Source organism: Plantimonas leprariae, assembly GCF_008802405.1.
Lineage (GTDB): Bacteria > Pseudomonadota > Alphaproteobacteria > Rhizobiales > Rhizobiaceae > Plantimonas > Plantimonas leprariae.
Genome location: NZ_VZDO01000022.1, coordinates 1 through 23,598, shown reverse-complemented (window position 1 = coordinate 23,598; position 23,598 = coordinate 1). Strand labels below are relative to the sequence as shown.

At 67.1% G+C, this 23,598-nt stretch carries 29 protein-coding genes; 26 read left to right on the top strand and 3 right to left on the bottom strand.

Going from position 1 to position 23,598, the window contains the following annotated elements; translation table 11 throughout:
* The first annotated feature begins 1 nt into the window (after window position 1).
* Both F6X38_RS20865 and F6X38_RS20860 read left to right on the top strand, forming a co-directional pair.
* Window positions 2–181: a hypothetical protein gene (locus tag F6X38_RS20865; protein ID WP_150973219.1), complete on the top strand. Its 180-nt coding sequence runs from the start codon at window positions 2–4 to the stop codon at window positions 179–181.
* Between the two features lie 90 nt (window positions 182–271).
* Entirely contained in the window at window positions 272–769 is a 498-nt protein-coding gene (locus F6X38_RS20860; protein ID WP_150973217.1) for a hypothetical protein, read from the top strand.
* A gap of 104 nt (window positions 770–873) precedes the next feature.
* On the opposite strand, the gene F6X38_RS24010 is transcribed toward F6X38_RS20860, so the two are convergent.
* Window positions 874–1,170, bottom strand: coding sequence for a class I SAM-dependent methyltransferase (locus tag F6X38_RS24010; protein WP_281353090.1), 297 nt, complete (start codon window positions 1,168–1,170; stop codon window positions 874–876).
* Window positions 1,171–1,435: 265 nt separating this feature from the next.
* On the opposite strand from F6X38_RS24010, the gene hydA reads away from it, so the two are divergent.
* The 6 genes from hydA (at window position 1,436) to F6X38_RS20825 (ending at window position 6,968) form a co-directional block, all read left to right on the top strand.
* The gene (gene hydA / locus F6X38_RS20850; RefSeq protein ID WP_150973213.1) at window positions 1,436–2,884 is read left to right on the top strand and encodes a dihydropyrimidinase; all 1,449 of its coding nucleotides are present in this window, start codon (window positions 1,436–1,438) and stop codon (window positions 2,882–2,884) included.
* 5 nt (window positions 2,885–2,889) lie between these two features.
* Window positions 2,890–3,252, top strand: coding sequence for a hypothetical protein (locus F6X38_RS20845; RefSeq protein WP_150973209.1), 363 nt, complete (start codon window positions 2,890–2,892; stop codon window positions 3,250–3,252).
* Window positions 3,249–4,037 carry an ABC transporter ATP-binding protein gene (locus F6X38_RS20840; RefSeq protein WP_150973300.1) on the top strand — a complete coding sequence of 263 codons (789 nt, stop codon included), beginning with the start codon at window positions 3,249–3,251 and terminating at the stop codon, window positions 4,035–4,037. Before F6X38_RS20845 ends, F6X38_RS20840 begins: the two co-directional genes overlap by 4 nt.
* Before the next feature lie 87 nt (window positions 4,038–4,124).
* Window positions 4,125–4,988, top strand: a complete 864-nt coding sequence (locus F6X38_RS20835) for an ABC transporter permease (RefSeq protein WP_246191472.1) — start codon at window positions 4,125–4,127, stop codon at window positions 4,986–4,988.
* Entirely contained in the window at window positions 4,985–5,950 is a 966-nt protein-coding gene (locus tag F6X38_RS20830) for an ABC transporter permease (protein WP_150973194.1), read from the top strand. Before F6X38_RS20835 ends, F6X38_RS20830 begins: the two co-directional genes overlap by 4 nt.
* A gap of 31 nt (window positions 5,951–5,981) precedes the next feature.
* Entirely contained in the window at window positions 5,982–6,968 is a 987-nt protein-coding gene (locus F6X38_RS20825; RefSeq protein ID WP_150973191.1) for an ABC transporter substrate-binding protein, read from the top strand.
* Window positions 6,969–7,039: 71 nt separating this feature from the next.
* Here the strand turns inward: F6X38_RS20825 and fliI are convergent, their stop codons facing one another.
* Both fliI and flgF read right to left on the bottom strand, forming a co-directional pair.
* On the bottom strand, window positions 7,040–8,374 hold the full coding sequence (gene fliI / locus F6X38_RS20820) for a flagellar protein export ATPase FliI (RefSeq protein WP_150973189.1): 1,335 nt from the start codon (window positions 8,372–8,374) through the stop codon (window positions 7,040–7,042).
* A gap of 6 nt (window positions 8,375–8,380) precedes the next feature.
* Window positions 8,381–9,106 carry a flagellar basal-body rod protein FlgF gene (gene flgF, locus F6X38_RS20815; protein WP_150973187.1) on the bottom strand — a complete coding sequence of 242 codons (726 nt, stop codon included), beginning with the start codon at window positions 9,104–9,106 and terminating at the stop codon, window positions 8,381–8,383.
* Window positions 9,107–9,345: 239 nt separating this feature from the next.
* On the opposite strand from flgF, the gene motA reads away from it, so the two are divergent.
* The 18 genes from motA to F6X38_RS20725 all read left to right on the top strand — a co-directional run.
* Window positions 9,346–10,215 (top strand): flagellar motor stator protein MotA, encoded by an 870-nt coding sequence (motA, locus tag F6X38_RS20810; RefSeq protein ID WP_150973185.1) that lies wholly within the window; start codon window positions 9,346–9,348, stop codon window positions 10,213–10,215.
* Between the two features lie 19 nt (window positions 10,216–10,234).
* Window positions 10,235–11,179: a FliM/FliN family flagellar motor switch protein gene (locus F6X38_RS20805; protein WP_150973184.1), complete on the top strand. Its 945-nt coding sequence runs from the start codon at window positions 10,235–10,237 to the stop codon at window positions 11,177–11,179.
* Window positions 11,160–11,558 (top strand): hypothetical protein, encoded by a 399-nt coding sequence (locus F6X38_RS20800; RefSeq protein WP_150973183.1) that lies wholly within the window; start codon window positions 11,160–11,162, stop codon window positions 11,556–11,558. The genes F6X38_RS20805 and F6X38_RS20800 overlap by 20 nt, the downstream gene beginning before the upstream one ends.
* A gap of 219 nt (window positions 11,559–11,777) precedes the next feature.
* Window positions 11,778–12,110, top strand: a complete 333-nt coding sequence (gene fliN, locus F6X38_RS20795; RefSeq protein WP_425482900.1) for a flagellar motor switch protein FliN — start codon at window positions 11,778–11,780, stop codon at window positions 12,108–12,110.
* 22 nt (window positions 12,111–12,132) lie between these two features.
* A complete protein-coding gene (locus F6X38_RS20790; RefSeq protein WP_150973180.1) occupies window positions 12,133–13,173 on the top strand; it encodes a FliG C-terminal domain-containing protein in 1,041 nt (346 codons plus the stop codon).
* A gap of 55 nt (window positions 13,174–13,228) precedes the next feature.
* Complete coding sequence (flhB, locus tag F6X38_RS20785) at window positions 13,229–14,311, top strand: flagellar biosynthesis protein FlhB (protein ID WP_150973178.1); 1,083 nt, start codon at window positions 13,229–13,231, stop codon at window positions 14,309–14,311.
* A gap of 162 nt (window positions 14,312–14,473) precedes the next feature.
* On the top strand, window positions 14,474–14,923 hold the full coding sequence (locus F6X38_RS20780) for a hypothetical protein (RefSeq protein ID WP_150973176.1): 450 nt from the start codon (window positions 14,474–14,476) through the stop codon (window positions 14,921–14,923).
* 184 nt (window positions 14,924–15,107) lie between these two features.
* Window positions 15,108–15,479: a flagellar basal body protein gene (locus F6X38_RS20775; protein ID WP_246191470.1), complete on the top strand. Its 372-nt coding sequence runs from the start codon at window positions 15,108–15,110 to the stop codon at window positions 15,477–15,479.
* Between the two features lie 5 nt (window positions 15,480–15,484).
* Complete coding sequence (gene flgC / locus F6X38_RS20770; RefSeq protein WP_150973172.1) at window positions 15,485–15,907, top strand: flagellar basal body rod protein FlgC; 423 nt, start codon at window positions 15,485–15,487, stop codon at window positions 15,905–15,907.
* Window positions 15,904–16,221, top strand: a complete 318-nt coding sequence (fliE, locus tag F6X38_RS20765) for a flagellar hook-basal body complex protein FliE (RefSeq protein WP_150973170.1) — start codon at window positions 15,904–15,906, stop codon at window positions 16,219–16,221. Before flgC ends, fliE begins: the two co-directional genes overlap by 4 nt.
* A 32-nt stretch (window positions 16,222–16,253) precedes the next feature.
* Window positions 16,254–17,039: a flagellar basal-body rod protein FlgG gene (flgG, locus tag F6X38_RS20760; RefSeq protein WP_150973168.1), complete on the top strand. Its 786-nt coding sequence runs from the start codon at window positions 16,254–16,256 to the stop codon at window positions 17,037–17,039.
* A 68-nt stretch (window positions 17,040–17,107) separates the two neighbouring features.
* A complete protein-coding gene (gene flgA / locus F6X38_RS20755; protein ID WP_150973166.1) occupies window positions 17,108–17,605 on the top strand; it encodes a flagellar basal body P-ring formation chaperone FlgA in 498 nt (165 codons plus the stop codon).
* Window positions 17,602–18,819, top strand: coding sequence for a flagellar basal body P-ring protein FlgI (flgI, locus tag F6X38_RS20750; RefSeq protein WP_246191465.1), 1,218 nt, complete (start codon window positions 17,602–17,604; stop codon window positions 18,817–18,819). The genes flgA and flgI overlap by 4 nt, the downstream gene beginning before the upstream one ends.
* Before the next feature lies 1 nt (window position 18,820).
* Window positions 18,821–19,417: a MotE family protein gene (locus F6X38_RS20745; RefSeq protein WP_150973165.1), complete on the top strand. Its 597-nt coding sequence runs from the start codon at window positions 18,821–18,823 to the stop codon at window positions 19,415–19,417.
* A gap of 5 nt (window positions 19,418–19,422) precedes the next feature.
* Window positions 19,423–20,133 carry a flagellar basal body L-ring protein FlgH gene (gene flgH / locus F6X38_RS20740; protein WP_150973163.1) on the top strand — a complete coding sequence of 237 codons (711 nt, stop codon included), beginning with the start codon at window positions 19,423–19,425 and terminating at the stop codon, window positions 20,131–20,133.
* Between the two features lie 131 nt (window positions 20,134–20,264).
* The gene (locus F6X38_RS20735; RefSeq protein WP_150973162.1) at window positions 20,265–20,807 is read left to right on the top strand and encodes a flagellar basal body-associated FliL family protein; all 543 of its coding nucleotides are present in this window, start codon (window positions 20,265–20,267) and stop codon (window positions 20,805–20,807) included.
* Window positions 20,804–21,592 (top strand): flagellar type III secretion system pore protein FliP, encoded by a 789-nt coding sequence (gene fliP, locus F6X38_RS20730; protein WP_150973160.1) that lies wholly within the window; start codon window positions 20,804–20,806, stop codon window positions 21,590–21,592. The genes F6X38_RS20735 and fliP overlap by 4 nt, the downstream gene beginning before the upstream one ends.
* A 182-nt stretch (window positions 21,593–21,774) precedes the next feature.
* Window positions 21,775–23,598, top strand: a 1,824-nt coding sequence (locus F6X38_RS20725; protein WP_150973159.1) for a flagellin N-terminal helical domain-containing protein, incomplete at its 3' end; no start/stop codon positions are given.

Genomic DNA, 23,598 nt, shown 5'->3' with positions numbered 1-23,598 from the left:
GATGGAAGAGCCTGCCGATCTGACCGAAGCAGAGCGCCGGCAGCTTCGAAGGCTTGGATTCGAACCTAAAGAAGTATGGGTAAAGAAAGAAAATCATGCACGCGCGCGAGCATCGACGCTGGATAGCGCGCGAGAGATCATTGCTCGTTTCGGTGGTACTTCCAGATCAGCCCATGAGTAGTCAGCCGCGGCATAGATTTATTTCTTATCCCAAGCGGCCATTTCGCGTTGGATGCTGTTCACATCATAGAGTTTTCTAAAGCTTAGCTAAATGTCGCGACTTATCGTCCTCTTCTCCATGGTTGTGCTCTTGGCTTCAAACGTTGCCGATGGGGCGAACGGAAGTGGTCGTTCCAAGGATCGGGATACGGCAGCCGATGCGAGTCGGGAGATGGAAACATCTACAAACTACTTTTGTAGTGCGGCCGAGTTGCAAGACATCAACGGCGAAAAGAATCACTTTGAGACGTTTTATATATCGCAAGGATTGGTCGACAAACCCGCTGACGATTTGCCTAATCTGAAACTTACGGTCATCGGGGTCGATGGAGGCGTCAAGGTCACCTTTCACGCAATAAGGCGTATGTCGAATTTCGACGTCTATGGCCCAGCGCTCGCGATGTTCTACCACGCAGTGCGCCAGTGCGCGGATATCGATCCGCTGTGGGCGACGAAGTTTGAGTTGCGCAAGATGAAAAGCGTCGCGTTTGCAGGGATCGATATCGTGAAAGGAGTTGATGGTCCGCAATTCAGGGCTATCGCCAAATAGATGCAAGGTTTGATATCGCGATAGATCGCGTTTCCTGCCCTAAATGCCTGGAGACAAAGCCGAGTTCTACTCGATCTCAGGCCTATAAGGCGGGATAGATTGACTTATCCTTGTGTCGCCACCCGATCGTGCCGGCCGTCCGAAGTTAACCCCATCCGTTCGGCGATCTCCAACCGTGACAGCACGATCTTCTCGCGCTGTTTGATCGCAAATAGGTTGTGTTCCTCGGCGATCTCCTTGGCGGCCTCGGTCACGCCCGGGAAGCGGCCGAGGTCGTCGCAGATCATCACGCCGTCCGGTGCGAGTAGTTCGAGATAGCGTTCCATGCCGCGTTTCGCCGGCGCGTAGTGGTGGTCGGCGTCGATGTGGATCAGGTCGGCCTTCGCCCCGAGGAGCCGCAGTATCGTGTGGCCGCCTTCGGAGGGGCGGGCAGGGCGCCAATTATGTGCTCGACGCCCGTATCGAGGGCGTTCCGCGTTTCGGCAAGCTCCGAGGCTGCGTATCGCGAGGGAAGCGGCGAGCTATCGCGCCGGCCATTTCCCGCAACTGCGACAGCAACGCCTGCCCGCTTTCCGCCCATGCTCTTTCCGGCAGCAACGCCGGTTGACGGCGCTCCGGCGAAACCCTTGAATGGTTCCAACCAAGCCGATTCCGGGGAGGAGCTTCATGGCCATCGCGATCAAGGGCGGCACCATCGTCACCGCCGACCTTTCCTATCAGGCGGACGTGCTCGTGGACGGCGGCCGGATCGTCGAGATCGGGTCGGACCTTTCCGGCGACGAGACGATCGACGCGTCCGGCGCCTACGTCATGCCCGGCGGGATCGACCCGCACACCCATCTCGAGATGCCCTTCATGGGCACCTTCTCGTCGGACGATTTCGATACCGGCACCGCGGCGGCGCTGGCCGGCGGCACGACGATGGTGGTCGACTTCTGTCTGCCGGCGCCGAACCAGAGCCTCGTCGAGGCGCTACAGGAATGGCACCAGAAGGCCGGCAAGGCGCGCGCCGACTACTCGTTCCACATGGCTATCACCTGGTGGGGCCGCCAAGTGTTCGACGAGATGCCGGAGGTGGTGCGCCGCGGCATCAACACCTTCAAGCATTTCATGGCCTACAAGGGCGCGCTGATGGTGAACGACGACGAGATGTTCGCCTCGTTCCAGCGCTGTGCCGAGCTCGGTGCGATGCCGCTCGTCCACGCCGAGAACGGCGACGTGGTGGCGAGCCTGCAACAGAAGCTGCTGGCGGAAGGCAATCGCGGACCGGAGGCGCACGGCTATTCGCGCCCCACCCAGGTAGAGGGCGAGGCGACGAACCGCGCCATCATGATCGCCGACCAGGCCGGCGTACCGCTCTACGTCGTCCATGTCTCGTGCGAGGAGAGCCACGAGGCGATCCGCCGGGCGAGGCAGGCGGGCATGCGCGTCTTCGGCGAGCCGCTGATCCAGCACCTGACGCTGGACGAAGGCGAGTATCTCAACGCCGACTGGGACTACGCCGCGCGGCGCGTGATGAGCCCGCCCTTCCGCAACCGGAAACATCAGGATTCGCTCTGGGCCGGGCTGGCGAGCGGCTCGCTGCAGGTGGTGGCGACCGATCACTGCGCCTTCACCACCGAGCAGAAGCGGTTCGGGCTCGGCGATTTCACCAAGATCCCGAACGGCACCGGCGGGCTGGAGGACCGGCTCGCGGTGCTTTGGACGAAGGGGGTGAATACCGGGCGCCTGACGAAGAACGAGTTCGTCGCCGTGACCTCCACCAACATCGCGAAGATCCTGAACGTCTATCCGCGGAAAGGAGCGATCCTGCCGGGTGCCGACGCCGACATCGTGGTGTTCGATCCGGCCGCCACGAAGACGATCCGCGCGGCGTCGCAGAAGTCCGCGATCGACTACAACGTCTTCGAGGGGTTCGAAGCGAAGGGCCTGCCGAAGATCGTCCTTTCCGGGGGCAAGGTGGCGTATCGCGACGGCGACGTGCGGGCCGAAACGGGCTCCGGCCGCTTCGTGGAGCGCCCGGCGAACGCGCCGGTGAACAAGGCGCTCTCCACCTGGAAGGAACTCGTCGCGCCGCGCCCCGTCGAGCGCTCCGGCATTCCGGCGGGCGTGTGAGACGCTTGCGCGGAATATCCGCTCTCTTCGTCCTTCTCGGGCTCGCCACAGCCGCCGGTGCCGCCGAGCCGTTTCCGGGCGGCACGTTCGGCGAGAAGGACGGGTGCCGTTACGCGAGGACGGGTGAATCCAGCGGCGCCGACGACTTCCTCTTCCTGAACGCGGAGGGCATCACGTCGTCCACGGCGTTCTGCGCCTTGAAGAAGGCGACGGCGAAGGGGAAGGGTGCCTTTGCGCTGGTCCTCGCCTGCGAGACCGAGGGCGAAAGCGGCGGCGACGAAACGGGCAGCGCGACGCTGAAGAACGACGCCTGGACGGTGACGCTCGAAGACGGCACGCATTGGGGGCCGATCAAGCGATGCAGATGACGACGGCGGGCCAATCCGTCATCGAAGCGAAGGGGCTCGGGCTGACGTTCCGGACGGCCGACGGTCCGGTGCATGCGCTGAAGGACGTCGACCTCTCGGTTCGCGAAGGCGAGTTCATCTCGTTCATCGGGCCGAGCGGCTGCGGGAAGACGACACTGCTGCGCGTCATCGCCGATCTGGAGCGGCCGACGGCGGGGGCGATCAGCGTCAACGGCATGACGCCGGAGGCGGCCCGGCAGGCGCGGGCCTATGGTTACGTCTTCCAGGCGGCGGCGCTCTATCCGTGGCGCACGATCGAGCGGAACGTAAGCCTTCCTTTGGAGATCATGGGGCATGACAAGGCCGAGCGGAAGCGCCGCGTCGAGGCCGGGCTCGAACTCGTCGGCCTCGCGGGCTTCGGGCGGAAGTTTCCCTGGCAGCTTTCCGGCGGCATGCAGCAGCGCGCCTCGATCGCGCGGGCGCTTGCCTTCGATCCTCAACTTCTACTGATGGATGAACCGTTCGGCGCGCTGGACGAGATCGTGCGCGACAGGCTTAACGAGGAGTTGCTGAAGCTCTGGTGGAAGACGAGGAAGACCGTGATCTTCGTCACCCACTCGATTCCCGAAGCCGTGTTCCTTTCCACCCGCATCGTCGTGATGAGCCCGCGTCCCGGCCGCATTCACGAGATCGTCGACTGCAACCTGGGGACCGAACGCCCGCTCGAAATCCGCGAAACCCCCCGTTTCCTCGAAATCGCCCACCGCGTGCGGGAAGGGCTGCGGGCGGGGCACAGCTATGATTGAGGGCGGCGCATGACCGCCGCGCCGGGGATCGCGGAGGCGGGGGCGGGGGTCGGCAGGAGTGCCGGGCCGGGGTTCGTCGGGCGGGCGATGGGGGGCAAGGCCTTGCCGGTGCTGATCGTCGTCGCGGCGATCATCGGGCTCTGGTATCTCGGGGCGGTCTGGCTGAACTGGCAGACCGTCGCCGACAAGCTGGCGCGAGGCGGGACGGAGCCGGGTTTCGGTGAGATCGTGCGCGGCACGATGCTGTCGGATCGGCCGATCCTGCCGGCGCCGCACCAGATCGTCGCGGAACTCTGGAAGACAGTGGTGCAGACGCGGATCACCTCGCCGCGCTCGCTCGTCTACCATACTTACGTGACGCTCGCCTCGACGCTGCTCGGCTTCGCGATCGGGACGACGCTCGGCATCCTCCTTGCGGTCGGCATCATCCAGTCGCGCACCCTCGACCGGAGCCTGATGCCCTGGATCATCACATCGCAGACGATCCCGATCCTCGCGATCGCGCCGATGATCATCGTGGTGCTGGCCTCGATCGGCGTGACGGGCCTGCTGCCGAAGGCGGTGATCTCGACCTACCTGTCGTTCTTTCCGGTGACGGTCGGCATGGTAAAGGGCCTGCGCTCGCCGGACACGATGCTGCTCGACCTGATGCGCACCTACAATGCGAGCCGGGGACAGGTGCTGACGAAGCTGCGGCTGCCGGCCTCGCTGCCGTTCCTGTTCGCGTCTGCCAAGATCGCCGTCGCGGCGGCGCTGGTGGGCGCGATCGTCGGCGAATTGCCGACCGGCGCGCAGGCCGGGCTCGGGGCGCGGCTGCTGGCGGGCTCGTATTACGGGCAGACGGTGCAGATCTGGGCGGCGCTGATCGCGGCCTCCGTGCTGGCCGGCCTGCTGGTCGCGGCGGTCGGCGTCGCGGAGCGGATCGCGCTGAAGCGGGCGGGGGCGGCATGAGCGCCGTCGCGAAACGGCTGAAGGACGGCGTGCTCGTTCCCGCCGTGCTCTCCGCCGCGGGCGTCTGGGCGTTGGCGGCCTCGCTCCGGCACGGGCCGGCGGACGGGTTCTTCTGGCTGCTTCTCCTCGCCTTCTGGCTCGTCGCCTGGCAGTTGACGGCGCGGCTCGCGGCGCTTTCGCCGCACCGGCCGCTCGCCGCGCGGCTGGTCGGCGTCGCGGTGCCGGCACTGTTCGGCGCGACGCTGCTGATCCTGTGGGAATTCGTGGTGCGCGGGCTCGAAGTGCCGAGCGTGCTGCTACCGCCGCCGTCCGCCATCGGGGCGCGGATTGCGAACTCTCTGCCGGTGCTCTGGGCCGACTTCCGGCAGACCTACCTGAAGGCGGTCGTCGCCGGCTATCTGATCGGCTGCGGCTCGGGCTTCCTCGCGGCGATCCTCGTCGACCGCTCGCCGTTCCTCCGGCGCGGCTTCCTGCCGGTCGGCAACCTCGTCTCGGCGCTGCCGATCATCGGCATCGCGCCGGTGATGGTGATGTGGTTCGGCTTCGACTGGCCGTCGAAGGCGGCGGTGGTCGTGGTGATGACCTTCTTCCCGATGCTGGTGAACACGCTGGCCGGCCTCGCCGTCGCCGGGCCGATGGAGCGCGACCTGATGCGCACCTATGCCGCGAGCGATGCGCAGTCGCTGCTGAAGCTCAGGTTGCCGGCGGCCTTGCCGTTCGTCTTCAACGCCTTGAAGATCAATTCGACGCTGGCGCTGATCGGCGCGATCGTCGCGGAATTCTTCGGCACGCCCATCGTCGGCATGGGCTTCCGCATCTCGGCCGAGATCGGCCGGATGAACACCGACATGGTCTGGGCCGAGATCGCGGTCGCGGCGCTCGCCGGGTCGGTGAGCTACGGCATCCTATCCGTCGTCGAGCGGCTCTCGACGTTCTGGCATCCGTCCTACCGCGCGCGGTAGGCGAGCCTTCGCTTGAGGAGACATGGGTCCGATGAAGTCGCTGAAAGCCGCCGGCCTCGCGCTGGCCCTCGTCTCCTCCGCCGCGGTGCCGGCGCTCGCCGCCGACCCGCTGGTGCTGCAGCTCAAATGGGTCGCGCAGGCGCAGTTCGCCGGCTACTACGTCGCGCAGGAGAAGGGCTACTACAAGGATGCCGACCTCGACGTCACGATCAAGCCGGGCGGCCCGGACGTCGCGCCCGAGCAGGTGATCGCCGGCGGCGGCGCCGACGTGATCGTCGACTGGCTGCCGGCGGCGCTGGCGGCGCGCGAGAAGGGCCTGCCGCTCGTCAACATCGCGCAGCCCTTCGCGAAATCGGGCCTGATGCTGACCTGCCGCAAGGAGACCGGCATCACCTCGCCGAGCGACTTCAAGGGCAAGACGCTGGGCGTCTGGTTCTCCGGCAACGAATACCCGTTCCTCGCCTGGATGGCGAAGCTCGGCCTCAAGACCGATGGCGGGCCGGACGGGGTGACGGTGGTGAAGCAGGGCTTCAACGTCGACCCGCTGATTCAGAAGCAGGCCGACTGCATCTCCACCATGACCTACAACGAGTACGGGCAGGTGCTGGACGCCGGGCTGAAGCCGGAGGACCTCGTCGTGTTCAAGTACGAGGACCAGGGCGTCTCGACGCTGGAGGACGGGCTCTACACGACGGAGAAGGAACTCGCCGACCCGAAGAAGGCGGACGCGCTGGCACGTTTCGTCTCGGCCTCGATGAAGGGTTGGGCCTACGCCAAGGAGAACCCGGACGAGGCGGCGGGGATCGTCCTCGACAACGACACGACCGGCGCGCAGACCGAAGAGCACCAGAAGTTCATGATGGGCGAGATCGCGAAGCTCCTGGGGGATTCGCCGAAGCTGGATGAGGCCGCCGCCGAGAACACAGTGAAGGTGCTGATGTCCGGCGGATCGGATCCGGTGATCTCGAAGGAGCCGACCGGGGCGTGGACGAGCAAGATCACGGACGCGGCGAAGTAGACCTCGTCAGCGAGTAAGCGCCCTTCTTCTCCCCACAGGGGGAGAAGAAAGCTTTCCTCGGCCGCCGTACCTTACCCCTGCGCGGCGACGAGGCCTTGTTTGAGGCGGCGGGAAAGGTCGTCGAAGGCCTTGTCGACGAGGGGGTCGCCCGGCTTCTGACCGATCGCCTCGTAGATGATCGGCACGAGATCGACGGCCTGATCGAGCGTCGTGTCGCCGCCGCGGGCGTAGCCGCCGAGCAGGCGTAGGTCGCGGGTGTCCTCGAAGCGCGCGATCATGGCGCGCAGGCGCATCACCAGTTCGCGCTCCTGTGTGTCCCAGCAGAGGTCGGCGAGGCGGGAGATGGATTTGAGCACGTCCACCGCCGGGAAACGGCCTTCCTCCGCGATCGAGCGCGACAGCACGATGTGGCCGTCGAGCGTGCCGCGGATGGCGTCCGCGACCGGCTCGTTGTGGTCGTCGCCGTCGACGAGGACCGCGAAGAGGCCGGTGATCGTGCCCTTGCCTTCGGGACCGGGGCCAGCGCGCTCCAGGAGGCGCGGCAGTTCGGAGAAGACGCTCGGCGGATAGCCGCGCGCCACCGGCGGCTCGCCGGCGGCGAGCGCGACGTCGCGGGCGGCGTGCGCGAGGCGCGTGACGGAGTCGACGATCAGCAGCACGTCGTCGCCCTCGTCGCGGAAGAACTCGGCGATCGACATCGCTGTCTTCGGCGCCATGCGGCGCATCATCGGGCTCTCGTCGCCGGTGGCGACCACGGTGACGAGGCGGGACAGGTCGCCGCCCATCGTGACTTCAAGGAACTCGCGCACCTCGCGGCCGCGCTCGCCGACGAGCGCCACGACGATCGTGTCGAAGCCCTTGGCGCGCGCCAGCATGCCCATCAGCGTCGACTTGCCGACGCCGGAGCCGGCGAAGATGCCCATGCGCTGGCCCTTCACCAGCGGCGTGAAGATGTCGATCGCCTTGACGTCGGTCTTCGCCGGCTTGTCGACACGGCCGCGGCCCATCGCCGTGTCCGGCATCGCGTCGGCGGCGAAGGCGCGCGGACCCTTCTCCAGGTTCCCGAGGTTGTCGCAGGGGCGACCGAAGGCGTCGACCGTGCGGCCCTTCCAGCTCTTCGCCGGCGAGACGGTGATCGGCCCGGTGCGCCACGCGACCGAGCGGACGCCGGAGCGGAAGTTCGCGGCGAAGGGCTTCACCGTCGCCGACTTCTCCTCGACGCGCACGACCTCGCCGATCTCGGTCTCACCGTCCGGCGAGCGCGTCGCGACGCAGTCGCCGAGGCGCACGAAGGGCGACAGCCCGGCGACGCGGAAAGCCTGCGCGGACACGTCGATGACGTGGCCGGAGATGCGGATCAGGGGATCGTTCAGACTGCCTTTTTCGGGACGCTGGTACGGCTTCACGAGGGGTTACGCCTTCTGCCCGAGCATGCTCACCGCGTCGTCGAGCGACTTCTCGGAGGTCTGCAGCAGGTTGGCGGCGCTCTCGAAGGCGCGCTGCACGTCGATGAGGCGGGTCATCTCCAGAACGGGATTGACGTTCGCGCCTTCGACGAAACCCTGCATCACGCCGATGCCGTTGAAGTCGACGACCGGCAGGGCGGCCTGGTCGGGACGTACGCCGGAAGTGCCGACGCGGGCGAGCTTGGCGTTCGCCGGCATCTGGAACAGGCCGACGGCGCCGACCTGCGCGCCGTTCTGGGTGATCATGCCGTCGCGCGCGATGTTGATCGGTCCGCCGTTCGGGTTGAGCTGCAGCGGCGCGCCGCCGACATCCAGGATCGGCTCGTTGTTCATCGACAGGAGCTCGCCCGCGTCGTTCATCTGCATGCGGCCGTCGCGCGTGTAGATCGTGCCGGTCTTGCCCTGGATGGCGAACCAGGCGTCGCCGTTCACCGCCATGTCGAGGCCGTTGCCGGTCTGGGTCATCTCGCCGGTGCGGGTGGAGATGTAATGCTCGCCGGTGGAGGCGAAGGCGACCGGCTCCTTCGCGGCGGTCGAAAGGAAGGATTCGAACTTCACTTCCTCGGCGCGGAAACCGACGGTGCGCGAATTCGCGATGTTGTCGGCGATGGTGTCGAGGCGCTTTTCCATGGCGATCTGCGCCGAGAGCGCGACGGGAAGAGACGTCTGCATCGAGGGATTCGATCCGTGGAAGGGCGTCGCCGCGCGGCGTTTCGGTGGGGCGCGGCGGTGGCCACAAGATCGGAACGCTCGCTTGCGCGGGCCTGTCTGTAGGGAGGCGCCGCCCGTCAGGCTCGCACAAGTCCTTCTCCTTACTCCGGTTGGGGTACGAGGCAGTCCCCCGAGTTCCGCCGGCCCGATCCTCGCCCGGCACGTCGCGGACCGCCCCAAGCATCCAGAAGGGTTCCGTCATGGCCATCCTGCTCGGCCTCGTGGTCATCATCGCCTGCGTGCTCGGCGGCTACATCGCCGGCGGCGGCCACCTCTACGTGCTCTGGCAGCCCTACGAGCTCCTGATCATCCTCGGCGCGTCCTTCGGCACCTTCCTGATCGCCAACCCGATGAAGGTGGTGAAGGACACCGGCAAGGCGCTAGGCGAGGCGTTCAAGAACGCCGTGCCGAAGCAGACGGAATACCTCGCCCTGCTCAGCCTCCTCCATTCGCTGATGCGCGAGATGCGCTCCAAGCCCCGCTCGGAGGTCGAGGAGCACGTCGACAACCCGGAGGCTTCCGCGATCTTCTCGGCCTATCCGGCGATCCTCAAGGACAAGCCGATCCTCAACTTCATCTGCGACTATTGCCGGCTGATCATCATCGGCAACGTCAAGGGCTACGAGGTCGAGTCGCTGATGGACGAGGAGATCCAGACGATCTCCCGCGACACGCTGAAGCCGAAGCAGGCGCTGCAGGACATCGCCGACGGCCTGCCGGCGCTCGGCATCGTCGCCGCCGTTCTCGGCGTGGTGCATGCCATGGGCGCGCTCGACCAGTCGCCGGAAATCCTCGGCCACCTGATCGGCGCGGCGCTCGTCGGCACCTTCGCGGGCATCTTCTTCTCCTACGGCGTGTTCACGCCGATCGCCCACAAGGTGAAGGTGGTGCGCGAGAAGAAGCTCAGGCGCTACGTGATCGTGAAGCAGACGCTGATCGCCTACATCAACGGCGCCATGCCGCAGGTGGCGCTGGAATACGGCCGCAAGACGATCTCCGCCTACGAGCGCCCGACCATCGACCAGGTCGAGTCCGAGACGATCGGCGGCGGCTCGGCCGCGGCGGCCTGAACGTCGGAGCCGGAACGCGATGAGCATGACCGCCGAACGCACCATCGAAGCGCAGATCCGCTCGGCCTCCCGCATCGAGGCGGACAAGTTGCCTCGCCTGAAGCTGCTTGGCGAGGCCTGGGCGGAAGCCGGCGCGAACGCCCTCGGCGAGTTCTGCGCGAGTTCGGTCCTGATCGAATGCACCGGCGTCTCCGGCATGACGCTCGGGGCCGGCGCGGCGGCAGCGAAGGACGCCGGCATCTGCGTCCTGGCGAAGTCGCCGAAGTGGCGCGAGATCGGCTTCGCGCTCGGCGACGCGGCCTCGTTCGATCTCTTCGCCGAGGCGATCTTCGGCGGCAACGGCAAGGCCGCGAAGGCTCAAGGAGGCCCGCGTCGCCCGGCGACCGCGCTCGATCGCCGGTTGGCCGAGCGCTGCCTCGCCGCCTTCGTGGAGGCGGCGAACCCGGTCTTCGCCGACGTCGCGCCGCTCGACATGCATCCGGATCGCTGCCTTACCGTCTCGATCGCCGAGGAGCTCGACGACCTCCTGCCGGCCGACGGCCGCGCCTTCCTCGCGCTCGCCTTCCGCGTGACGCTCGGCGAGGCCGCCGCGACGCTGCGGGTGGCGATCCCGGAGAAGGCCTTCGCCACGCATCGCCGCAAGCTCTCCACCGTGCCGGAAAAGGCCGAGCCGCCGGCGGACGAGACCTGGGCGAAGAACATCCAGGAAGGCATCCAGCTCGCCGATCTCGAAGTGCGCGCGCTGCTCGACGAGCGGCAGATCACGCTCGGCGAGGTCGCCCGCTTCGCGGTCGGCCAGACGATCGTGCTGGACGCCACGATGGACAGCCTGATCGTGGTCGAGTGCGAGGAGCAGCGGCTCTTCCGCGGCCACATGGGAATGACCCGCGACGCCTACGTGGTCCGGATCGAGGAGAAGATCGATCCGACCGAGGAGTTCATCGATGATATCCTCGCTGATTGACGCCCTGCTTTTCGGCGCGCTCGCCTTCACCGGCTGGAAGGCGACCGCGATGGCGCGCGAGCTCCGCCGCCTCCGGACCGGCGAGACGGCGCTTTCGAAGGCGCTCGCCGATGCCGACGCTTCCATCAACCGCGCCGCGCATGCGGTGGTGATGCTGCGCAGCGAAGGCATCGACACGATCCGCGCGCTGGACGAGCGCATCGCGGAAGCGCGCGAGGTCGTGACCGAGCTGGAGGACCGCATCCGCGTCGCCGACCGGCGGCTCAGCGCGGCGAACGATCCGGCGGCGGGCGCACGCGCGAGCGGTGCGACGCAGCAGGACACCTGGCTCAGCCTCATCGAGTCCCGCCTCGGGTCAGGTTCGGCGACTAATCGTTAACGCAGCGGATCGGCCGATGGCCGGCACCACCGGACGGAGCGGCGGCGAGCGCCGCAGCTCCGGAAGGGAAGGGCGCCTGCGCCCCGCGAGGAACACGAAGGAACAGCGGCGATGATCGACGACGAAGACGAGACCGAGGGCGAGTTCAACGTCGACACCGATCTCGGCGAGATGGACTTCGGCGGCACCGAGATGCCGGACTTCGCCATGCCGGCCGGCATGGGTATGGGCGACTCGGACGACGTGGCGGCGGGGCCCGCCCCGGACGCGAAGCCCGACCTCAACCTCATCATGGACATCCCCGTGACGATGCAGGTGGTGCTGGGCTCGGCGGTGATGCCGGTCGCCAACCTCGTCAAGCTCGGTCGCGGCGCGGTGGTGAAGCTCGACACCTCGATCGGCGATCCCGTCGACCTCATCGTCAACGGCCGCATCGTGGCGCGCGGCGAGGTCGTGGTGCTCGAAACCGAGGAATCGCGCTTCGGCATCACCCTGACCGAGATCGTCTCGCCGGGCTCGCGCCCCGCCCGCGCGAAATCCCTGAACGCCTGACCCCGTAACCGGACGGCGCGCGATGAGCCTTGCATCCTATTCCGAATTTTCCAGCAGCGACGTCGCGCTCCCCGGTCCGGCGAAGGCGGCGGTGCTGCTCCTCGCGATGGGAACCAACGGCGCATCCCGCCTGATGAAGCATTTCAGCCCCGAAGACCTCAGGGCGATGAAGGAAAGCGTCGCGGAGTACCGGGACGTTTCCGCCGAACAGGTCGACCAGCTCGTCAGCGACTTCCAGGAGGAGTTCAAGACCGGCGCGGGCCTCAGCGATCTCGACGACGGGATGAACCGCCTGCTCAGGAGCGTCCTGTCGGCCGACGAGATGACCAACATCTTCGGCGCGGACGATTTCATCGACCAGAGCCTGTTCACCGGCCCGACCCTGACGGTCTGGGAGGAGATGGAGAAGCTCGGCGCCCCGGTGCTGCGGCAGATCATGTCGGCCGAGCACCCGCAGGTCGCGGCGACGCTCCTGGCGAAGCTCGAGCCGGAGATCGCCGCCGCGGTGGTCGCGGGCCTCGAAGGCGACTTCCGCGTCGACGTGATGCGCCGCATGCTGGAAGCCAAGGAGCTCGGCAGTGCGACCGAGATGCTGGTCGAGGAGAAGCTGCGCGAGATTTTCGTGGCCGGCTCCTCGTCCGCCGAGCGCAAGGCGCGGCGCGCGGCGCTGGCCGAGATCGCCAATCGCATGGAGAAGGCGCAGACCGACGAGCTGCTTGCTTCCATCGAGGAGGACGAGCCGGACGAGGCGACCGCGATCCGCAGCCTCCTGTTCGCCTTCGAGGACCTGCCGAACGTGCCGAAGAAGGCGCGCCTCATTCTCTTCGACTCGATCCCGACCGAGAACGTCACGCTGGCACTGCGCGGCGCCTCGCCGGAAGTCACCGAGTCCGTCACCTCGGCGCTGGCCGCCAGAGCCCGGCGCATGGTGGAGGCCGAGCTCGCCCAGAACGCCGACGTGTCGGTCAAGGACGTCACCGCCGCGCGGCGGGCGATCGCGACGCTGGCGCTGCGGCTCGCCGCGGAAGGGCGGATCGTGCTGACGGCGGCGAAGGAAGGCTGAACTCCTTTAAGGGGTTCCGCAACGTCGTCTTAACACCGGTTGAGGCAGGATCGCCGTGGCCGAAGGCGCCGAGAAGGACTCCAGAACAGAGGAAGCCACCGAGAAGCGCATTCGCGACACGGTGGAGAAGGGCAACCTGCCGTTCTCCCGCGAAGCGCCCATCCTCGGCTCGCTCCTCGCCTCGATGGCCTTCACCGCCTTCGCCGCGAGGGACGTGGCGGGCTCGCTGGTGGCGAACCTGCGCAGCACCTTCGAGAACCCGGTGCAATGGGACATCGAGAACGGTGCCGACGCCCTCCACTTCCTCAACGCGATGGCGCTGCAGGCCGGCCGGTTCGTCCTGCCGGCCGCCGGCTTCTTCTTCGTCGCCGGTGTGCTCGCCTCGGTCCTCCAGAACCCGCCGCAGCTCAACATGGAGCGGATCCGGCCGAAATGGTCGAACCTCTCGCCGGCCAGCGGCTGGAGCCGGCTGTTCGGCGTCAAGGGTTTCACCGAGTTCGGCAAGTCGCTGTTCAAGTTCGGCGCGGTCTCGCTCATCGTCGGCTGGATGCTCCATCGCGAGCTTCCGACCACGATGAAGACGATGTTCACCGATCCGCTGACGCTGCCGGAAACGCTGCTGTCGCTCGCCATGCAGCTTCTCTCGATCGTGGCGATCGCGACGATCGTGCTGGTCGCGGCCGACCTCCTGTTCTCGCGCCTCAACTGGAAGCGCGACCTGCGCATGTCGAAGCAGGAAGTGAAGGAGGAGATGAAGGAGCAGGAAGGCGATCCGATGATCAAGGCGCGCCAGCGCCAGATCGCCCGCGAGCGCACCCGCAAGCGCATGATGGCGGCGGTGCCGAAGGCGACGCTCGTGATCGCCAACCCGACGCACTACGCGATCGCGCTCCGCTACACCCGCGAGGACGGCGGCGCGCCGGTGGTCGTTGCCAAGGGAACCGACCTCATCGCCCTCAAGATCCGCGAGATCGCCGAGGCGAACGACGTGCCGGTCTTCGAGGACAAGCTCTTGGCAAGGTCGATGTACGACCATGTGGAAATCGACCAGATGATTCCGCAGCAGTTCTACAAGGCGGTCGCGGAACTCATCTACTTCCTCCAGTCGAAGATGCCCGCGAGGGCGGGCGCGGCCTGAGGCAGCGATAGGCGAAGCATGTTTCCGGCGGCCGGTCCGCCGGGAGAAAAAGGGCGAAGCTTCGGCTTTCGTCCCATAGGCCGGCCGGCACGTCGCCGCGCGCGCGAAAGGGTCCGCTGTCCGCAGCGATCCTCGCGTCATGTATCCGACGGATGGAGTTCGATGGGTTCCCATTTCATGCCGGACTTCCGCAACAAGCATGTGGGCGAACGCGAGCGCATCATCGGCGACGGCATCCGCGAGGTCGTCGCGGAGTTGCGGCTCGTCGAGGTCGTGGACTACATCGCGTTCCTGCGCATGGACCGGCTCGGCAACATCGCCGATGTCGTGAACTCGTCGAGCCAGCTCTACATGAAGGCCGGCACGCTGCGCTTCTCGGGGGAGGGCGACATCCACCTGACGTGGAACACGCCGCCCACCATCGATCTCGGCATGGAGTTCCGGCACGCGGGCGTGTCGGCGCACTTCAAGCTGGGCCTTGCCGCCGCCGCGGCCTCGGTGACGCTGACCTATCTCGCCTTCGAGGACCCCGACCTTTCCGCCGACGAGCAGACCGAGCGGCTTGCCGCCGCGATTGCCGGCGCCCGCCTGGAATGGCGCGCCGCGGACTGAGCGATCCCTTTTCGTTAAGTATTCGTTAACTATTTCGACGGCGGCTGCGGCCGCCGTTTTCGCGTTTGCTTTCCTCGCCATCGGCGGCACGGCGAAGAAAGCGGTCCGACAGCTTCGGACAAGTGCGCCTCTTTAAGAATTCGTTGAGCAAAACGACGGGTTCGGGGGCCGATCCTTGAGCGACATGTACCTCTTCGGGCTTTCGTCCCGCCGCGCCGAATGGCTGTCCCAGCGCCAGTCGATCGTCGCGGAGAACGTCGCGAACGCCAATACGCCCGGCTACATCGGCAAGGACGTGAAGGGCTTCACGGAAGCGATGGAATCGACGCAGCTCGCGATGGCCGGCTCGAACCCGCTGCACCTCGCCGCCGTCGACGGGCGCTCGGTGGACGTCGAGTCCGGCAGCGAGACGGCCTGGGAAGTCACGCACAGCGGCAACTCGGTGAGCCTCGAGCAGGAGATGCTGAAGTCGGGCGAGGTGCAGAGCGGCTTCTCGCTGAACACCTCGATCGCGAAGGCCTTCCAGCGGTTCTACCTCATGGGCGTGAAGGGCTGAGCGCGATGTCGGATCCGATCGTCTCCTCGCTCAAGATCGCCGCGAGCGGCCTCGAAGCCCAGTCGAACCGGCTGCGCATCGTTTCCGAGAACGTCGCGAACGTCCGCTCCACCGGCCAGACGCCGGGCTCCGACCCCTACCGGCGCAAGACCGTCAGCTTCGAGAGCGAGGTCGACCGCCTGACCGGGGCGGAGATGGTGCGCGTCGCCAACTACGGCGTCGACAAAAGCGACTTCGTCACCGAGCACGATCCCGGCAATCCGGCGGCCGACTCGAACGGCTATGTGAAGATGCCGAACGTCAACATGCTGACCGAGATGGCCGACATGCGCGAGGCCAACCGGTCCTACGAAGCGAACCTGCAGGTGATCAAGCAGTCGCGCGAACTGATCACCATGACCATCGATCTCCTGAGGAACGGCTCATGATCCCGGCCATCAGCTCCGGCTTTCCCGCGCTCGACACGAAGCGGGTCGAATCCCTCGGCACCGCGACGGCCGGCGCCTCCGCCCCGGCCGCGGGCGGCGCGGATTTCGGCTCCGTGCTCGCCAAGATGACCACCGACGCCGTCGGAGCGGTGAAGGGCGCGGAATCGACCTCGATCGCCGGCATCCAGGGCAACGCCTCGACGCAGGCCGTGGTGGACGCCGTGATGGGCGCGGAGCGCGCGCTGCAGACCGCCGTGGTGATCCGCGACAAGGTCGTGGCCGCCTACCAGGAAATCTCCCGCATGGCGATCTGACGCCGGCTGCGGGACGAGGGGACCAGAAAACCATGAGAGCGCTTGCGATCGCCGCCACCGGCATGAACGCGCAGCAGACCAATGTCGAGGTGATCGCGAACAACATCGCGAACATCAACACCACCGGCTACAAGCGCGCCCGCGCCGAGTTCACCGACCTCCTCTACCAGGTCGAGCGGATGCAGGGCGTGCCAGCGCGCGGCGGCGAGGAAGTGGTGCCGGAAGGCGCGCAGCTCGGCCTTGGCGTCAGGACCGCCGCGATCCGCACCACGCATCTCCAGGGCACGCTGGACCAGACCGGCAACACCTTCGATCTCGCGATCAACGGCAACGGCTACTTCCAGATCCAGGGACCGGGCGGTGAGACGCTCTATACCCGCGACGGCGCGTTCAACAAGAACGGGCAGGGCCAGCTCGTGACGCTCGACGGCTTCCTCGTCGACCCGCAGATCACCGTGCCGCAGGAAGCGATCAAGGTCACCGTTTCCGCCTCCGGCGAAGTCTACGCGCATCTCGCGACCGGCGATCCGCAGCTTCTCGGCCAGTTGACGCTGGTGAACTTCGTCAACGAGCCGGGCCTCGAAGCCGAGGGCGGCAACCTGTTCAAGGAAACGCTGGCTTCCGGCGCGCCGATCGCCGGCGTTCCGGGCGATTCCGGTTTCGGCGCGATCAACCAGGGCTACCTCGAAAGCTCGAACGTCGATCCGGTGAAGGAAATCTCCGAGCTCATCTCGGCGCAGCGCGCCTACGAGATGAACTCGAAGGTCATCCAGGCCGCCGACGACATGTCGAAGGTCGTTTCCACCGGCCTGCGCTGACGGCCGCGCCGGACGCCCGAACGCGGCGTCCGGTCCGAGCCCGCCAACCTTTCGGGAGTTGCCGCAACATGGAATGGGTTTCGAAGCGCGAGCGCCTCGCGGTCGGCCTCTATGCCACCGCCGTGTTCGTTCTCGCGCTGCTGCTCCTGGCGGTGCCGATCCGCGCCTTCGCCGCGGATATCGAGCTGCCGGTGCCCATGGCCGTCGTCTATCCGGGCCAGCCGGTGGCGGACAAGGGCGTCTCGCTGGCGAAGTTCCGCGTGCCGGCGGCCAAGCTCGCCGATTATGCGGTCGAGGAGTCGATGCTGTCCGGCCGCGTCGCCAAGCGCACGCTGCTGCCGAACCGCCCCATCCTCCTCAGCGACCTGAAGTCGCCCGACGTGGTGCGCGCCGGCGTGCCGGTGCCGATCGTCTACCGCGAGGCTGGCGTCTTCATCTCCGGTCTCGGCACGCCGCTCGCCTCCGCCGGCCCCGGCGACGCGATCCGCGTCCGCAACACCGACAGCGGCATCACGGTCAGCGGCATCGTGCAGGCCGACGGTTCGATCGAGGTCGCCGCGCAATGAACCGCCTCCGCACCAGCCTGCTCCTGACCCTCTTCCTCGCTGGTCAGGGCGCCGCGATGGCGGCGGACGTGCTCGAAGCGCCGCCGGCCGCCGACGCCTACGAGGCCGGGATCGGCGCGCGGGAAAGCTTCGATACCGTTCGTCCGGGCCAGAACGCGCTGCGCTCCGAAGGCGTCCGGATTAAGGACGTCACCACGATCAAGGGCGTGCGCGAGAACCAGCTCGTCGGCTACGGCCTGGTGATCGGTCTGCAGGGCACGGGCGATTCCCTGCGCAACTCGCCCTTCACCGAGCAGTCGCTGCAGTCGATGCTCGACCGGATGGGCGTCAACGTCCGGGCCGGCAATCCGCGCACGAAGAACGTCGCCGCCGTCGTGGTGACGGCCGACCTGCCGCCGTTCATCGGCGCCGGCCAGCGCATCGACGTGTCGGTCGCCTCGCTCGGCGACGCGCAGTCGCTGATGGGCGGCACGCTGGTGATGACGCCGCTCTACGGCGCCGACGGCGAGGTTTATGCGGTGGCGCAGGGCTCGATGGCGGTCTCCGGATTCACCTCCGAAGGCGAGAGCGAGAAGCTGACGCAGGGCGTTCCGACCTCCGGCCGCATCGCCAGCGGCGCGCTGATCGAGCGCGAGGTGCCGCGCGCCGAGGTCGAGACCGACCAGATCACCATGGAACTGCGCAACCCCGACTACCGCACGACGATCCGCGTCGTCGACGCGATCAACGCCTTCGCGATCAAGAAATGGGGCCGGACCGTCGCGCGCGAGCAGGACCTTCGCACCGTGTCGCTGACCCGGCCGGGGCGCATCTCCTCGACGCGCTTCATCGCCGACATCGGCGACCTGCCGGTCGAGCCGGATACGGCGGCGCGCGTCGTGATCGACGAGAAGACCGGCACGGTGGTGATCGGCAAGGACGTGCAGATCTCGACGGTCGCCGTCACGCACGGCAACCTGACGGTGCGCATCACCGAGACGCCGAACGTCTCGCAGCCGGCGCCCTTCTCGCGCAACGGCCAGACCGTCGTGACCTCGGACACCACGGTCGACGCCCGGCAGGAAGGCGGCAACTTCGCCTATGTCCAGGGCGCGAACCTCGAAACCGTGGTGCGCGGCCTGAACCGGCTCGGGCTGAAGCCGACCGGCATCATCGCCATCCTCCAGTCGATCAAGACCGCCGGGGCTCTCCAGGCGGATCTCGTGGTGCAGTGACATGACGCTTCGCTCGGCTCGAACCCTGTTCTGCGCGGCGGCGCTTCTCGCAGCCGCCGCCCTGCCGGCGCGCGCCGAGAGCGAATCGGCCGAAGGCGCGAAGGCTCCGCCGCCGCCCGACCAGACGGTCGTGCGCGTCATCGGCCCGGACGGCAAGCCCGCCGCGCCGGACGTGCCGACCAGCGATGTCGGCCGCTACTGTTCGGCGATCGCCGACCCGGCGCGCGAAGCCCGTATCGCGGCGCAGACGAAGAAGCTGAAGGACCTCGAGACGCAGGTGAACGCGCGGATCGACGAGCTGGAGCAGAAGCGCGCCGACTACCAGTCGTGGCTGAAGGAACGGCAGGCCTTCCTCGATTCCACCTCCGACATCATGACCGACATCTACGCCAAGATGAAGCCGGATGCCGCGGCGCAGCAGCTCGCCGCCGTCGACCGGCCGACCGCCGCCGCCGTGCTGGCGAAGCTGAAGCCGCGGGCGTCCGGCGCGATCCTTTCCGAGATGCCGGCGGCGGTTGCCGCCGAGCTCGGCACGCTCATCGTGGCCAAGACCGGCCGCACGCCGGACGGCGCGACCGCCGCTTCCGGCAAAGGGTGAATTCCGTGAAGCGACTCTGCCTTCTTCTCCTCCTGACGGTCGGCGGCTGCGCCTCGCAGCAGCGTCAGGACTTCATGGCGGCGCCCGTGATGACCCCGCCCGGCGCCGGCTTCGTGCAGAACCCCGCCCAGATCGAGCCCGCCGCCTTTCCGGCGGAGGTCGTGCCGATCCGCAAGAACTCGCTGTGGACCGACGGCAACGCCAACCTGTTCCGCGACGCACGCGCGCTGCATCTCGGCGACATCGTCACGGTGCGGATCGAGATCAAGGACAAGGCCGAGGTCGACAACAACACCAAGCGTTCGCGCGACTCCGGCGTCGATATCGGCGCCGACGTCAACCCGACCTGGAACAAGGAGTCGATCATCGGCGCGCTCGGCGGCAAGATCGGCCTTTCCAGCGGCACGAACTCGACCGGCAAGGGCAACGTCAAGCGCTCGGAGAAGATCGACTTGTCGGTCGCCGCGGTGGTGACGCAGATCCTGCCGAACGGCAATCTCTACATCACCGGCCAGCAGGAGGTGCGCGTCAACTTCGAGGTGCGCGTCCTGTCGATCGCCGGCGTGATCCGGCCCGGCGACATCCTGCCGAACAACACGATCCCCTACGATCGGATCGCCGAAGCGCGCATCTCCTACGGCGGACGCGGGCGGCTCACCGAGGTGCAGCAGCCGGGCTGGGGCCAGCAGGCGCTGGACATCGCCGCACCCTGGTGAGGCAAGTATCGGCTGAACGATAGCCGCAAGGCTCGTGACAGGGTGACGGCTTAGAGCCTGATGTCGGGAAGCGTCATGACGACGCTTCGGGGAGGCGATGCCTCCGCGGTTCCTGATGAAGGGAAACTCCGATGTCGGACATCAGCGGCGATGCGCTGATCGCCCAGGCCCTCGCGAATGCCGGCGCGGGCGACAAGCCGGCGAAGAAGGGCGGCCTTCTCGCGACGGCGATGCCGATCGCGATCCTCACCCTCGTCGCCATCGGCGGCGGCGCGGGCGTCGGCTGGTTGGTCGGCTCGTCCAGCATGGAACGGGCCGAGGATGCGCTGAAGCCGCGGGAAGAGGCGGTCGAGAAGGCTGCCGCGCAGGAAAAGGGCGAGAGCCCCGACGAGGTCGTCAAGCTCCAGTCGATCATCACCAATATCGCGACGCCGCCGCAGACCGTCGTTCGCCTCGAGGCGAGTCTGGTGGTGCACAAGAAGGAAGTCGAGAACGCCGAGGTTCTGGCCGGCCAGGTGCAGAACGACACGGTCGCCTTCCTGCGCACGATCGACCTCGCGCAGATCGAGGGCGCCCGGGGCCTCCTGCATCTGAAAGAGGACCTGACCGAGCGCGCCAAGCTCCGCTCGCCCGCGGTCAGCGACTACCTCATCCAGTCGCTGGTCGCCCAATGAAGCGCCTCGCTCTCGCCACGGCCGTCGCGCTTGCCGCCGCCGCGACGCCGGCCCTCGCGCAGCAGGATGCCGCGGTCGGCGTCGCGCAGGGGCTCGCCGGTCTCATCCCGGCGGGCGACGCGTCCGCCTCGGGCCGGATCATCCAGCTTTTCGGCATCGTCACGGTTCTGTCGGTGGCGCCGGGCCTGCTCGTGATGGTGACGAGCTTCACGCGCATCGTGGTGGCGCTGTCGATCCTGCGCTCCGGGCTCGGGCTCCAGTCGACGCCGGCGAACCTGATCCTGATCTCGCTGTCGCTGTTCATGACGTTCTTCGTCATGTCGCCGACCTTCGACCAGGCGTGGCGGGAAGGATTGAAGCCGCTGCTCGACAACCAGATCACCGAGCAGGAAGCCTTCACGAAGATTTCCGATCCGTTCCGCGACTTCATGCTGACGCAGGTGCGGGCCGAGGATCTGAAGCTGTTCGGGGATATCGCCGAGACGTCCAGCCGCGACCGCGTTCAGGCGGGGGAGGGGCAGGGGACGGGCGACGGGCAGATCGCGGACCTTCGCATCGTGATCCCGGCCTTCATGATCTCCGAGCTCCGGCGCGGTTTCGAGATCGGCTTCCTGATCGTCCTGCCGTTCCTGGTGATCGACCTGATCGTCGCGACGCTGACCATGTCGATGGGCATGATGATGCTGCCGCCGACGGTGATTTCCCTTCCGTTCAAGATCCTGTTCTTCGTCCTGATCGACGGCTGGAACATGCTGACCGGCTCGCTGGTACGCTCGTTCTTCTAGCGGATATTCCGCAAAGGAACGGTGCGGTTTAAGTGCTCATTAACCTTATCGCTTCATAACCATAAATTGAAAGGCGGATTGACGCGTCCCGAGGGGGAGCCGGTCAAAGGCATGATGCCGATCCGCAAAGCTGGCCAGACCAGCATGTCCTGCGAGCAGTTCTTTCCGGGGCACGGAACACAATGGCAAGCGTGAACACCAATGCGGCGGCGATCACCGCGCTGCGCACCCTTCAGCAGACGAACGCGACGCTCGACAAGACGCAGAACCGCATCTCGACCGGCTACAAGATCGGCGAAGCGAAGGACAACGCGGCGTACTGGTCGATCTCGGTGATGCTGAAGTCCGACAACAAGTCGCTGTCGACCGTGAAGGATTCGCTGAACCTCGGCGCGGCGACGGTCGACACGATGTACCAGGGCCTGAACAAGGCCAAGGACGTGCTGGACGAGATCAAGGCCAAGCTGACCTCCGCCACCCAGGCTGGCGTCGATCGCAAGGCCGTGCAGGAAGACATCGACGCGCTGCAGGACCAGCTGAAGTCGATCGCCACCTCCTCGAACTTCTCCGGCGAGAACTGGCTCTCCGTCAATTCCGGCCTCACCGGGTTCGATCCGGGCAAATCGGTCGTCGCCTCCTTCTCCCGCAACTCCAACAACGCCATCTCGATCGGCACGATCAAGATCGACACCTCCGACATCGCGCTGTTCGACACGAAGGCGGGCTCGTCGATGGGCATCGTTAGCACGCAGTCGACGCTGTCGTCGGACGGCGTGGACCTCGACTTCGGCGGCAACGCGGCCACCGGTGCGGCGCCGGCGCTGCAGGGCCTCGACACCGCGGTTGCCAAGGCTGGCCTCGACGTCGGCGCGCTGGCGGCCGCCAAGGTGACGCTCGGCGCCTACACCGCGGCCGGCATCGACAAGGCCGACAAGCTGAGCTTCGACCTGTCGCTCAACGGCAGCGCCACCAAGACGATCACGGTCGCGCTCGCCTCGGTCGGCAGCGCCGCCAACCTGGCGACCGCGCTGCAGACCGCGATCAACGACACGACCGCCTTCGGCACCGGCGCCGTCGCGGTCGCGGCCGACGGCTCGGGCGTCATCACCATCACCTCCGGTGCCAGCGGCTCGGCCTCGTCCGTGTCGTTCAGCAACCTCAAGGCGGTCGACGGCGACGGCACCGTCACGACCTTCGCGGGCTATACCGCCCTCAACGGCGTCGCGAAGTTCGGCGCGGGCTCGGCGAACAAGGTCGCCGTCACCTTCAACGCCGGCGGTGTCGCACCCGCAGTCCTGCAGGACGGCGAGAAGCTGCAGTTCCGCTTCGCCTACAACGGCGATCTCTACGAGACGTCCGTGAAGGACATCGTTGCCGCGACCGACTCGGCCGACGCAGCGAAGTACGCCACGACCCTCCAGGCGATGATCGACGGCGCCAAGCGCATCAGCGACGGTGCGGTTCTCGGCTCCGGCAAGGTCGGCGCGACCCGGACCAGCGCGACGAACATCGACATCGCGACCGTCGGCGCCGGCCCGTCGCAGGCCGTAAGCATCACGAAGGTCACGGTCGACGGCGTTGCCGCCACCGGTACGGATGCCAACGGTCTGGTCGTTGCCACCGGCAGCTACGGCACCGCCAACGACGTGGCGAAGACCGGCGCGATCGCGGCTCCCGGCTCCAGCGGCGACACGATCTCGTTCGACCTGACCGTCTACGGCGACAACGCCACGGCGACCGGCTCGACCGCGACCAAGAAGACCGTCTCCTTCGTGTCGAACTCCACCCAGGCCAACAACGCCGCCAACCTGCAGGCCGCCCTCGACAAGGCTTTCGGCGTCGGTATCCTGTCGGTGAATACCGGTACCGGCGAGATCAGCACCATCAAGACGGGCCCGAACGTTGGCCTGCTGATGGGGAATCTCGTTGTCACCGACGGCGACGGGGTGTTGTCTTCCAGCATCGGCCTGACCACGGCCACGGTATCCGGTGTCGGCCGTGACCTG